Below are 12,600 nucleotides of genomic sequence, written 5' to 3' on the forward strand. Positions count from 1 at the left end.
CCCACCACCACACCAAAGCGCGGCAGCAGGGCCCCAGAAAGCCAGCCCAACAAGAACCAACCAACCAGAACTGTTTCTTTGACAAATCGCTGCAATATTTCCTGCACCACCCCACCACAGAGCAGTGACTCACAAAAAATGTTTCCCCCACCAAAAGCAAGAGACCCGCGCAAAACCAAACGTTCCCGCTCCAGCCTCAAACCACAAAATCAGGGGCTCCTTAGAAAGGAGGTGATCCAGCCACACCTTCCGGTACGGCTACCTTGTTACGACTTCGTCCCAATCGCCAATCCCACCTTCGACCACTCCCCCCGGAAAAACCGGTTAGGCCATGGGCTTCGGGTGTTACCAACTTTCATGACGTGACGGGCGGTGTGTACAAGGCCCGAGAACGTATTCACCGCAGCGTTGCTGATCTGCGATTACTAGCGACTCCACCTTCACGAAGTCGAGTTGCAGACTTCGATCCGAACTGAGACTGGCTTTAAGGGATTCGCTCCACCTCACAGTATCGCAACCCTCTGTACCAACCATTGTAGCATGCGTGAAGCCCAAGACATAAGGGGCATGATGATTTGACGTCATCCCCACCTTCCTCCGAGTTAACCCCGGCAGTCTCCCATGAGTCCCCACCATAACGTGCTGGCAACATAGGACAAGGGTTGCGCTCGTTGCGGGACTTAACCCAACATCTCACGACACGAGCTGACGACAACCATGCACCACCTGTACACCAGTATCAAAGAGTCCCCCATCTCTGGAGTATTCCGGTGTATGTCAAGCCTTGGTAAGGTTCTTCGCGTTGCCTCGAATTAATCCGCATGCTCCGCCGCTTGTGCGGGCCCCCGTCAATTCCTTTGAGTTTTAGCCTTGCGACCGTACTCCCCAGGCGGGGCACTTAAAGCGTTAGCTACGGCGCAGAAACCATGACAGCCCCCACACCTAGTGCCCAACGTTTACAGCGTGGACTACCAGGGTATCTAATCCTGTTCGCTCCCCACGCTTTCGCTCCTCAGTGTCAGTAATGGCCCAGAGATCCGCCTTCGCCACCGGTGTTCCTCCTGATATCTGCGCATTCCACCGCTACACCAGGAATTCCAATCTCCCCTACCACACTCAAGCCAGCCCGTACCCACCGCACTACTCCAGTTAAGCTGAAGCCTTTCACGGCAGACGCGACAAGCCACCTACAAGCCCTTTACGCCCAATAATTCCGGACAACGCTCGCTCCCTACGTATTACCGCGGCTGCTGGCACGTAGTTAGCCGGAGCTTCTTTACCCCCTACCCTCAACACCACCAAAGCAGTGCCTTGTTCAGGGGCGAAAAAGGTTTACAACCCGAAGGCCTTCATCCCTCACGCGGCGTCGCTGCATCAGACTTTCGTCCATTGTGCAATATTCCCCACTGCTGCCTCCCGTAGGAGTCTGGGCCGTATCTCAGTCCCAATGTGACCGGTCACCCTCTCAGGCCGGTTACCCGTCAAAGCCTTGGTAAGCCATCACCCCACCAACAAGCTGATAAGCCGCGAGCCCAACCCTTCCCGAAACAAATCTTTCCAACCAAAACCATGCGGAATCAGCAGAATAATCAGTATTAGACACCCTTTCGAATGCTTATCCCAAAGAAAAGGACAGGTTACTCACGTGTTACTCACCCGTTCGCCACTAACCACACAAAGCAAGCTAAGTGCAGTCCGTTCGACTTGCATGTGTTAAGCACGCCGCCAGCGTTCGTCCTGAGCCAGGATCAAACTCTCCAACAAAAACCAAAACAACCAACCCCACAAAAGAGCCAGCCAAACAGTCAATGCCAAAAAGAAAACACCCAAAAAAGATGCAATCCAAGCCAAAAAACAAAACAACAAACGTCAAAAAAACAAACACTATCAAGTTCACAAACAACACCCCCGAAACTATATAGTCGGGGCGGCCACCCTAGGTTTTCCGAACAAGCTCCAGAACCTTTAGTTCTTCCTGCCTGCTCCGTACCTTTTGGGGCAACGGATATAAAGCTTATAGCACCCGCGAGGGCGGGGTCAACCCTCGTCCACGTGATGGCGACCACAGCCAACGAAACCTACTATGACCAGGGCTTTTATCCCCGCTCAATCGACCGACGGCGCACCCAAATTCGGGCGTGTCTGCCCGTTTTGTAGAGACGGAAACCCATAGAAAAAGCGCATACTCGAAGGCCTCCAGGAGTCAGTCTCCAAGAACGGTCAACGCCGCGAGATTTTTTCGTCCCTTACGGATCAGAATTACTCCACCCGGTAAGACTTGTTCGGCCGTGAATACGGCGTCAGGATCCAGCGCCTTGTCATTGTTGACAGCCACGCCCCCCTGCTTCGCTAAACGCAGTGCAGCCTGGCGGCCCTTCTCAAGCCCTGTTGCTAACAGTGCATCGACCACGGTCGTCTCTCCCAAGACCACGTCAGCCCGATCCAGGTGAGCCGTGGCCGCAGTTAGCGTATCCGCATCCAGCCCAGCCAGGTCTCCTTTTCCCCATAGCGCTTCGGTGGCCTGCAAGACTTGTTCAAGCTCTCCCTGCCCGTGAACCAATCGCGTCACCTCGGCAGCGAGTGCCTTCTGCGCCTCGCGTGCGTGTGGTCTTTCTATGGTGGCTACTTCAAGCTCACCGATCTCTTCCCTGGTCAGGAAAGTGAAGATCTTTAGCATCTTCACCACGTCTTCGTCTGCTGTCTGTAACCAGAACTGGTAGAAGTCGTAAGGACTCATCATGCTGGGATCGAGCCAAATCGCCCCGCCCTCGCTCTTTCCGAACTTCGTTCCATCAGCCTTGGTAATGATCGGAGTTGTCATGACGTGGACCGCAGCCCCGTCAGCCTTACGAATAAGTTCGACTCCGCTGATCAGATTGCCCCACTGATCATTGCCACCGGTCTGGAGCGTGCATCCGTATCTGCGGAAAAGCTCAAGATAATCGTTGCTCTGGAGCACCTGGTATGAAAACTCGGTGTACGAGATACCTTCTTCAGACTCCAAACGACGGGCCACCACGTCCTTACTGATCATGGTTCCTAGTCGGAAGTACTTACCGATATCGCGAAGTAGGCCGATCGCCGTCATGTCCGCAGTCCAGTCCAGGTTGTTGACCATGCGCGCCGGGTTGTCCCCGTCAAAATCAAGGAACTTCTCAATCTGCCGACGAAGTCTCTCGGTCCACTCGGCGACGGTTTCTTTTGCCTGCATGGCCCGCTCGCCGACTTCTCGCGGATCGCCAATCTGTCCGGTTGCTCCACCCACCAGTGCAAGCGGATGGTGTCCCGCCCGTTGCAAGTGCTTCATTAGGACGAGCTGGACGAGGTGTCCGTGATGTAGTGATGGCGCTGTCGGATCGAAGCCGCAATAGAACGTGACTGGTCCAGAATCGAAGGCAGTCTTCAACTGCTCCATGTCTGTGTGCTGCTTCAGCAAACCACGCCACTCCAACTCGGCGATCAGATCTGACAAGGTAATTCCCTCCATTTGCGATCCCGGGAACCTCTATAGCTCCGGGTTGATTCCAGCGGTAAGCCTACCGCCGCGACGTCCATTCGCGCGCTTCGTCAAGGACAACCTGTAGCGCACGATACTGTTGTGCGACCATTTCGGGAGCTGTGCCGCCCCTTCCATTTCGAGACGCCACGGAGCCATCGACAGTGAGCACGCCTAGTACCTCGGAACTGAGATGCGGTGAAATTGCTGCTAGTTCCGCCGGACTGAGATCAGAGAGCTCTTTATTCTTCGACTCGCAGTAACGCACGCATGCACCAGAAATTTCATGTGCTTCGCGGAACGAAACCCCCTGCCTCACCAACCACTCTGCAATATCCGTCGCCAGCGAGAACCCCTGCGGCGCCAACTCCCTCATTCGCGCGAGGTTAAGAGTCATGGTTTGAATCATGCCCGCTACGGCAGGCAAGAGAAGATCGAGCGAGTCAAGGGCATCAAACACCGGTTCCTTGTCTTCTTGCAGGTCGCGGTTGTATGCAAGAGGAAGTCCCTTTAGCGTCGCAAGTAATCCCGTAAGATCACCGATTAGTCGCCCCGCCTTGCCCCGGGCCAGTTCCGCAATATCCGGATTTTTCTTCTGCGGCATGATCGAGGAACCGGTCGAAAACGCATCGTCGAGAGTCACATATCCGAACTCGACGGTGTTCCAAATAATAATCTCCTCGCTCAAGCGCGATAGGTCCACCCCGATCATTGCCAGAACGAACGACAGTTCAGCAGTTATGTCACGCGCGGCGGTCGCATCGATCGAATTGTTGAAGCTTCGGGCAAATCCGAGCTGTTCAGCGATCGCTTCGGGGTCCAGGCCGAGTGTGTTACCGGCGAGCGCCCCCGCTCCATACGGTGATTCATCTGCACGACGGTCCCAATCCTGAAGTCTTTGCAGATCCCTCGACAGAGCCCAAGCATGGGCAAGGAGCTGATGAGCAACGAGGACCGGCTGGGCGTGCTGCATGTGAGTACGCCCCGGCATCACGGCGCTGCCCGCATCGCGAGCCTGTCCGAGAAGCGCCTCGATAACGTCAATCACCCCTGCCGCGACAGCTTTAGCTTCCCGTCTCAACAGCCGTCTGGTTAGTGCAGCGACCTGGTCATTTCTGGAGCGACCCGCTCGCAGTCTTCCCCCAAGATCAGATCCCACCCGTTCAATAAGCTCTCGTTCGAGGGCGGTATGGACGTCCTCGTCATCGGGACGAGGGAGCACTGTCCCTTCCGCGAGTTCATCAGCAATCGAGTCGAGGGCCATCAACATCACTTCAAGCTGGTTGTCGTCCAACAGTCCGACCTGATTGAGAGCGCGGGCATGCGCCTTTGAGCCCGCGATATCGTCCTGCGCCAGACGCCAGTCGAAATGCGTCGAGATACTGAGTCGTTCAAGTGCCCCAGACGGACCGCCTTCAAAGCGACCTCCCCAAAGCGAAGCGCTTTGGGCTTTTGTGTCATTGTCCGGAGTTCTTGGAGTGGATTCTTGCATGGCTTAATGATGCCGGATTTAGTAGGAGTCTTGCTCCCCGTTTCATGTGGGCGTGACCCAATCCGACCCTGGAGCCATAATGCCCGTGTATTCTCAATGGGGCACACGGCCTCTATTCGAAGGTAGAAGGTGGTCTCCTTGACCCAGGTAGTCCGACCCGATGAGTTTCGTAGCGATGCGGAGATTTCGGACGGCGACGCGGCGGTAACCATTCGGGTTGAAGACGAAATCTCCAACCTAAAAACGGTAATCGTTCATAGGCCGGGCGCGGAAATGGAGCGTCTGACCCCTCCGAATCACAAAGAGTTGCTATTTGATGACCTGTTATCGCCAAGGCAGGCTCAGGACGAACACGAGCGCTTCACAGAACTAATGAGGGCTAACGGCATCCAGGTCCTCGAGTTTATGGACCTCTTTCGGTCAGCTCTGGAAGATCCCGCCGCGCGCGAGTTCGTCCTAGAAAACACGTTCAACTGGAAGCGACTAGGACCACTGATGTCGCCGCATCTGAGGGAGTGGGCGGGAGGTCTGTCCCCGGCCGAGTTAGCTTCGCTCTGTATCGAGGGCATTACCAAAAAAGAGTGGGCGGACATCCACTCTGGGCCGTCTCTGGTGGCACAATCGCTCTCAGATGACGACTTTTTGGTGGGGCCACTGCCCAATCACCTCTTTACCCGCGATTCCTCCGTTTGGGCGTATGGCGGCGTTGCCATCAGCTCGATGAATCGTGAAGCTCGACGCCGGGAATCCCTGCATTACCGAACCATCTATAACTATCATCCGGCGTTCAAGAACGCCCAGTTCAATGTGTGGACCCAAGGGCAGGCTGGCTCAACTCGTTCCGTTGAGGGCGGCGATATCCTAGTCCTGGGTGACGGACTGCTAACGGTCGGGATTTCGGAGCGGACTACGCCTCAGGGTGTTGAGCACCTGGCAATGGAGCTTTTTAGCGCTGGCCGAGCCGATCGTGTTTTAGCCATCATGCTTCCCAAATCGAGGGAGTTCATGCATCTAGACACGGTACTCACGCAACTCGACAAGGACATGTTCACTCTCTATCCCGGCGCCAGGCAACTTGAGACAGTTCTACTGGAGAAGACAGAGGACGGAGCATCCGTTACCGAGCTCAGCAGGGACACTAGAGATTCCATCCAGCGTGTGCTGGGACGCTCGGTCAGATTTGTCGCTCCCGATGCCAGCGACGCCGAACTCTCTAGGGAACAATGGAACGACGGATTCAACATGCTTGCGCTTCGCCCTGGTACCGTCGTCTCGTACGACCGGACTCCCCTCTCGAACGCCGCAATGCGAGACGCGGGAATCGAGGTCCTGGAGATCAATGGATCAGAACTGGGACGCGGTCGAGGTGGACCGCGATGTATGTCTTGCCCAATCGAGCGGGCCTAGCTTTTACATCGCGAGTTCATTTCCTAGATCGTGCGCAGAGTCGGCACATCGCAAGGCGAGCGAGCGAAGGCTCGCTCGAGTCGACCAAACGAGAGTGCCCCCGAGAGATCTCGCCATGGCTGGCGAGATAGGGAACAAATCCAAAGCTCAGGACACTAGAGCTTGATCCCGTTTCCGAAGCGCTCGTCGCGAGCTGCCGCTAGTTTTGCTGGAAGACCGTAGATATCAATGAAACCTCTTGCGCTTGCCTGGTCGAAGGAATCACCCGTGTCATACGTCGCGAGGTTGAAGTCATAGAGAGACGTCTCGGACTTCCTCCCGGTAACAGTTGCAAGTCCCCCATGCAGTGTCATTCGAATATCACCGCTGACGTACCTCTGCGTATCGTCGACAAAAACATCGAGCGATTTCTTCAGCGGTGAGAACCACTGCCCGTCGTAAACCAACTCGCCCCACCGCTCATCGACACGCTTCTTAAAACGAGCCTGCTCACGCTCAATCGTGACGTTCTCAAGTTCCTTATGTGCAGCGATGAGAATCATGGCCCCCGGTGCCTCATAAATCTCTCGCGACTTGATTCCGACCAGGCGGTCCTCGACAACGTCGATGCGTCCGATTCCCTGAGCCCCACCGCGGCGGTTTAGTTCCTGGATTATCTGCAACGGCGAGAGCTTCCGCCCATCAATCGCTACCGGAACACCCTCCTCGAACGTAATGACGACCTCGTCGGGAAGTGGCGGATACGTCGGATCATCGGTGTAGTTGTACACGTCCTTTGTCGGGCCGTTCCAGATGTCCTCAAGGAAGCCGGTCTCGATCGCGCGCCCCCAGACATTCTGATCAATGGAGAAAGGATTGGAACGAGTGGTCTCAATTGGCAGGGAATGCTTGGATGCATAATCTATGGCGACGTCACGCGTAAGCGCCAAATCGCGCACCGGAGCAATGCACTTTAGGTCGGGGGCAATGGAGGTGATCGAAACCTCGAACCTCACCTGGTCGTTACCTTTTCCTGTGCAGCCATGAGCAACCGTGGTGGCACCATACTGACGGGCGGCTTTCACCAGATGCTTGGAAATCAAAGGTCTCGAAATGGCCGAAACCAGAGGATATGACCGCTGGTACAGGGCATTGGCCTTGAGCGCTGGCATGCAATACTGCTCTGCGAACTCATCGCGGGCATCAGCAACATAGGCCTCCACCGCACCGCAGTCCAAGGCTCTTTGACGGACGACCTCGAGATCTTCACCGCCCTGACCGACGTCAACCGCCACCGCAACTACCTCGGAGCCAGTCTGTTCTCCGATCCAGCCGATTGCGACAGAAGTGTCCAGTCCTCCCGAGTATGCGAGAACAACCCGGTCTTTGTTGCTTTTCATTCAGTTTTCCTTGTCATCGATTCCGAACGAGAGATGTCCGGTTAGGGCCGATGTCCTATGAAGATTCAGACTTGTTTCTATTAGCTGGTGCGGCCAGCGAGTTCCAACAACTCTTGACGAAGCGCCAGCGCTGATGACTCGTCCCGGCACACGGTAAAGATGGTGTCATCCCCCGCAAGCGTTCCAACGACATACTTTAGTCGGGCTGAATCAATCGCGGCGCCAAGCATGTTGGCTGCCCCGGCAGGAGTACGCAGCACCAAAATGTTCTGGGCACAGTCCGCGCCCACCAGCAACTCCTGGCACCAGCGGGCCAGGCGTGCGGCACTGGGTTCGACGGCCGATGGACTTCGTCCGTCATCATCGACAATCTGATATGTCGATTGTCCCTGTGAGCCACGAACCTTGACGGCACGCAACTCACTCAGGTCGCGCGAAAGAGTCGCCTGGACTGTTTCAAAACCCTGTGCTGCGAGCGCTTTACGGAGTTCTTCTTGCGAGGTGATTTGCCGAGTACTCAGAACATTTCGAATGGCATCATGTCGGGCAGCACGAGTCAGCAACACCTCTGCGCTATCCATAGCCGCCACCGAAGAACCATTCTGCATAACATGCAGAGTACCGCATATTCATACGTCATGCGGAATCCGGTCCGAGTGTTGGTCAAAGACCACGCACACTTGCCTCTCGTGCCGCAAAGTCGGTCACCACAGCAAGCAGAGGTTTAGGGGCTCTTCATAATATGGGCTGTAGGTGGTGTTTGAATCCTCCGGTGTGGAGGAGGCTGCGGGTGATGTAGTTTTCGAGGTTTCGGAATCCTAGGGCGATTCCGCGGAGGTGTTCGAGCCTGCCGTTGATCGCTTCTGTTGGTCCATTGCTGCTGTAGGGGTGGGTGAAGTAGGCGAGGATGTCATCGCGGCGGCGGCGCAGGGTGCGTGCCAGGGATCCCAGTTCGGGGATTCCTTTGGTCACTTCATAGTTCAAGGCGTCAATGATCCCAGCGATTTTCTCTCGTCCTTGTTTCTTGTTAGGGTTCTCGTAGGCGCCGATGACTGCTTGGTAGATGCCCCAGATCCGGGTCAGGGCCGCATATCGTGTGTCTTGTAGTATCTTGTCGACTTTGGCTGCTGCTTTTCCTTCTAAGAGCCGGTTACGAGTCAGGAGTAAACGTCTGGCTTGGAACAACTGGTCACCCTTATGGCCTCTGTGTCCGGTGGTTTCTTGTTGGAGTCGTTGACGAGACTGGGTGATTTTGTCACCAACAAGTTGGACTACGTGGAAAGGATCCATGACCGTGACCGCGCTAGAAAGAACTTCACGGACCGCGGTCTTATACCCAGTGAAGCCATCCATTGCCACGGTCTTCACATTCAAACGGAACTTAGTGTCTCGGGCTTTCAGCCAGGTTTTCAACACTTTCTTAGACCTACCTGGAATCATGTCCAACAAGCGTGCTGGCTGCTTATCCTTACGCGGTGTCAAGTCAATGATCACGGTAACGAACCGGTCAGAGCGCCAACCGGTGTGTTTCCAGCAGTGCTCGTCAACCCCGATCGTGCTCACCCCGTCAAAACGGTTCGGATCACTGATCAAATGCTCATAGCCTGCTTGAAGCACGGCGGTGTTGACCGTGTTCCACGCTGCCCCCAGATTCCGGGCGGCAGTGTTGATGCTCATTCCATCTAAAACCACTGACACTAGCGCCCAGTTGACTGCCGCGACCGTGAGTTTCGACCCCGGCGGCGCCAATGTCTGAGGGATCTGCTCCGACCAATACCTCTGGCAGTCATCGCAGCTAAAGCACCGCAGGCGCACCAACAGTTTCACCGGACGAGTCCCGTTAGAGCAATGAGTGAGCATCCTGGACCGCGATCCGCGAGATCGTCCCTGACATCCACACATGTAACACCACTGTCCAGGTTCGACCAGGCGGGTCTCGAAAACGAGTACCTCCCGGCCCCTCAGGCGTATCAACGCCTGTCCCGTGATTTTCACCAGGTCAGTATCAAGACGAAACGCGGACTCCAAACACGGTTCGGTAAACTCGAACACAGACCCTCCGGGCAACAGATGCAGCTTAGAACACCTACATCCTGTCAGCCAGAGGGTCACCCACTACAGCCCGTTCTGCGAAGAGCCGGTTTAGGAGACACACCCTAGCCCCGGAGCGTTGCCTTAAGTCGCTTGTCCAGAGCCCTAACAACCTCTGCTCTAACCGATTCGACCTCTGACGCGTCCAGTGTCTTCGATCCCGAACGAAGGGTCATCGCGTAGGCGACCGATTTGTGTCCCTCGGGTACCTGGCTTCCACGGTAGATATCGAACAGCGTTAAGCTCTCCAGCAATGGACCTGCAGCGCGGCGCATGACCGAGGCAATCTCCGACTCGGGAACATCTTCCGCCACAACCACTGCAAAGTCCTCCTTTGCGGCAGGGAAGGCCGAGATCGGCTTCACCTTTAGGAACGACTTCGGTGCTAGGGACAGCACTGCGTCCATGTCCACCTCGAACGCGACGGATCTGGCCGGAAGACCATACTCTTCAACCACGGCCGGGTGAAGCTCACCGCTACGACCGACCTCGACGTACCCCTTGCCGGCACGCACAAATAGAGTTGCCACTCGCGCAGGATGCCATGGTGCCGCGGACTCGGGATTCTCTAGGAGTTTCGGCATCGGGGGACCGGGCTTCCTCTCGGGGCTATCCGGCAGCCAACTTCGAGTCGCTTCGATTCTCACCCCGCCCGCAGCGCCCACCAATCGTGCTGCCTCAATCGCATCAGACCACTGCCATCCGGGCTGAGCCGGTGCGGCGTCATCTAGCTCGGCACCCGAGCGCGGAGCAAACACGCCCCCCATAACCCCCGCGACGTGCCACGGCTGGCTCGGAACGCCTGCAAATAACGCGGCAATTTCCTCATCCGCAGGACGTTCAGAGACGCCAACAATCTCAGCGGGCCTGGTACCTGCGGGAAGTGCCACCTGGCCGAGTTCGAACATTGCGAGAGGAGTGACTCCCCTGGCGGCGTTGCGCTCCGCGATTTCCAGTAGAGAATCCAGAATAGAGGTTCGAAGCGCTCCCGCGTCGTCCGCCAGCGGATTGCGCAAACGGATTGCGTGGCGTCTTTGGTCATCCTCCGGCAACTGCTGGCGGTCGTGCGCATTCGAAATGAACGGGTACGACTTGACCTCCACCAATCCATCTGTCGCCAGGGACTGCGATACGTTGCGACGAAGAACCTGTGAGTCCCTAAGTCCCCCTCCGCCGATCGCTCTGGGTAGGCGATCTGGAATCTGGTCATACCCGTAAAGGCGGGCAATCTCCTCAACCAGGTGTGCCGGTCCAACCAAGTCTGGACGCCACGACGGAGCCAGCACCGAGAATCCTGCGTCGACCCTTTCTACCCGGCATCCAATCTCTTCTAGAATTCTTTGGATCTCATCTTCGGTGAGCACTAATCCGGTGAGACGCTGAGTCTCTGTGAAAGGAAGCATAACCGGTGTCTTCGGTGCGACCAGACGGTAGTCGTAGCCCGCCTGATCAACAGTTCCGCCGCCGTATTCGGCAATGAGTTCTGCGGCTCGCGCAGCAGCAACCGGCGCAATATTCGGGTCGACGCCGCGTTCAAACCTCTTCGAAGCCTCTGAGTGCATCCGGTGCCTGCGGGCGCTGCGGGCAATCGAAATCGGGTCAAAGTGTGCAGCTTCGATCACCACGTCGGTAGTCTCGGGACCCACCTCGGAATCGAGGCCACCCATTATTCCCGCCAATCCGACTACTCTAGAACCTCTTTCGTCATCCGGGGAGTCGGTAATCAGCACGTCTTCAGGGTCGAGTTCCAGACGCGATCCGTCGAGGGTAGCGAAGGTCTCGCCTTCGTTCGCCCGCCTCACGACAAATGGGGCCTTCACAAATCCGAGATCGTACGCGTGAAGCGGCTGCCCCAGATCTAGCATCAGATAGTTCGTTACATCAACGGGGAGGGAAAGAGACCTCATCCCCGCCTGTTCAAGCCTTCGTACCATCCACTTAGGACTCGAGGCGTTCGGATCTATGCCTCTGACAATCCGAGTGACAAAGCGGTCGGCAGCCGGGCGTCCTTCGCGGATCGAGGCCGAATCAACATCAGCCCTGAAGGCTCCGTCGTCCGAAGTCGGAAGGGGCGCGGCAAGAGAGTTCGGAAGCCCCCGATCAGTGAACTTGGCCCCGGTTGAGTGCCCGTACTCGCGGGCCAGGCCCCGTACCGAAAAACAGTATCCTCGATCCGGTGTCACATTTACTTCAAGGACCTCTTCACCCAGTCCTAGTAGCGGGATCATGTTCGTACCGGGAACCGGAATTGGGTCCATCTTCAACGTCTCGCCCAGAACGATGATGCCGTTATGATCGGTGCCTAAACCCAGTTCCTTCTCGGAACAGATCATCCCGTCAGAAACGTGACCATAGGTCTTGCGTGCGGCGATCGGGAACGGTCCGGGAAGTACGGCTCCTGGAAGCGACACGACAACCGTGTCACCCACTTTGAAGTTGTGCGCACCACAGATGATTCCGCGGCTTGGGAACTCGGACGCCTCGGCGCCGGCGCCCGGCTCATCGTTGTACTCGCCGACGTCCACGCGACAGTAGTGGACGGTCTTACCGTTACTGTGCTCCTCGTCCTCGATCGAGAGGACGGTGCCGGCAACGAGCGGACCCTGCACGGCGGCGGGAAAGATTTCTTCTTCTTCAATCCCGACCTTGACCAAGGCTTCAGCGATCTGTTCGATCGTCGCGTCCTCAGGAACCTCTACATGGTCACGTAGCCAGTCGATAGCGACGTGTGGCAT

General features: G+C 56.5%; 7 protein-coding genes and 1 rRNA gene. 1 reads left to right on the forward strand and 7 read right to left on the reverse strand.

Annotated features, from left to right (window positions below):
• Nucleotides 1–224: 224 nt before the first annotated feature.
• The 3 genes from U6G28_10110 to argH form a co-directional block, all read right to left on the reverse strand.
• A 16S ribosomal RNA gene (locus U6G28_10110) occupies nucleotides 225–1,764 on the reverse strand.
• 439 nt (nucleotides 1,765–2,203) lie between these two features.
• Entirely contained in the window at nucleotides 2,204–3,472 is a 1,269-nt protein-coding gene (tyrS, locus tag U6G28_10115) for a tyrosine--tRNA ligase (protein ID WRS29860.1), read from the reverse strand.
• A 64-nt stretch (nucleotides 3,473–3,536) separates the two neighbouring features.
• Nucleotides 3,537–4,988, reverse strand: coding sequence for an argininosuccinate lyase (gene argH / locus U6G28_10120; GenBank protein WRS29861.1), 1,452 nt, complete (start codon nucleotides 4,986–4,988; stop codon nucleotides 3,537–3,539).
• Nucleotides 4,989–5,126: 138 nt separating this feature from the next.
• Here argH and U6G28_10125 point away from each other — a divergent pair, with 138 nt between their 5' ends.
• Entirely contained in the window at nucleotides 5,127–6,395 is a 1,269-nt protein-coding gene (locus U6G28_10125; GenBank protein ID WRS29862.1) for an arginine deiminase, read from the forward strand.
• A gap of 155 nt (nucleotides 6,396–6,550) precedes the next feature.
• On the opposite strand, the gene U6G28_10130 is transcribed toward U6G28_10125, so the two are convergent.
• The 4 genes from U6G28_10130 to pheT form a co-directional block, all read right to left on the reverse strand.
• Nucleotides 6,551–7,774 (reverse strand): argininosuccinate synthase, encoded by a 1,224-nt coding sequence (locus U6G28_10130; protein ID WRS29863.1) that lies wholly within the window; start codon nucleotides 7,772–7,774, stop codon nucleotides 6,551–6,553.
• Between the two features lie 80 nt (nucleotides 7,775–7,854).
• Nucleotides 7,855–8,382, reverse strand: coding sequence for an arginine repressor (argR, locus tag U6G28_10135; protein WRS29864.1), 528 nt, complete (start codon nucleotides 8,380–8,382; stop codon nucleotides 7,855–7,857).
• A gap of 127 nt (nucleotides 8,383–8,509) precedes the next feature.
• The gene (locus U6G28_10140; GenBank protein WRS29865.1) at nucleotides 8,510–9,886 is read right to left on the reverse strand and encodes an ISL3 family transposase; all 1,377 of its coding nucleotides are present in this window, start codon (nucleotides 9,884–9,886) and stop codon (nucleotides 8,510–8,512) included.
• A gap of 44 nt (nucleotides 9,887–9,930) precedes the next feature.
• Complete coding sequence (gene pheT / locus U6G28_10145) at nucleotides 9,931–12,600, reverse strand: phenylalanine--tRNA ligase subunit beta (protein ID WRS29866.1); 2,670 nt, start codon at nucleotides 12,598–12,600, stop codon at nucleotides 9,931–9,933.

The sequence above is a fragment of the Actinomycetaceae bacterium MB13-C1-2 genome (genome assembly GCA_035621235.1).
GTDB lineage: Bacteria > Actinomycetota > Actinomycetes > Actinomycetales > Actinomycetaceae > Scrofimicrobium.

Excerpts from the sequence above, each read along its gene's own strand:
- argH (WRS29861.1), bottom strand. The coding sequence starts at position 4,988 with ATGCAAGAATCCACTCCAAGAACTCCGGACAATGACACAAAAGCCCAA.
- U6G28_10130 (WRS29863.1), bottom strand. The coding sequence starts at position 7,774 with ATGAAAAGCAACAAAGACCGGGTTGTTCTCGCATACTCGGGAGGACTG.
- argR (WRS29864.1), bottom strand. The coding sequence starts at position 8,382 with ATGCAGAATGGTTCTTCGGTGGCGGCTATGGATAGCGCAGAGGTGTTG.
- pheT (WRS29866.1), bottom strand. The coding sequence starts at position 12,600 with ATGCCACACGTCGCTATCGACTGGCTACGTGACCATGTAGAGGTTCCT.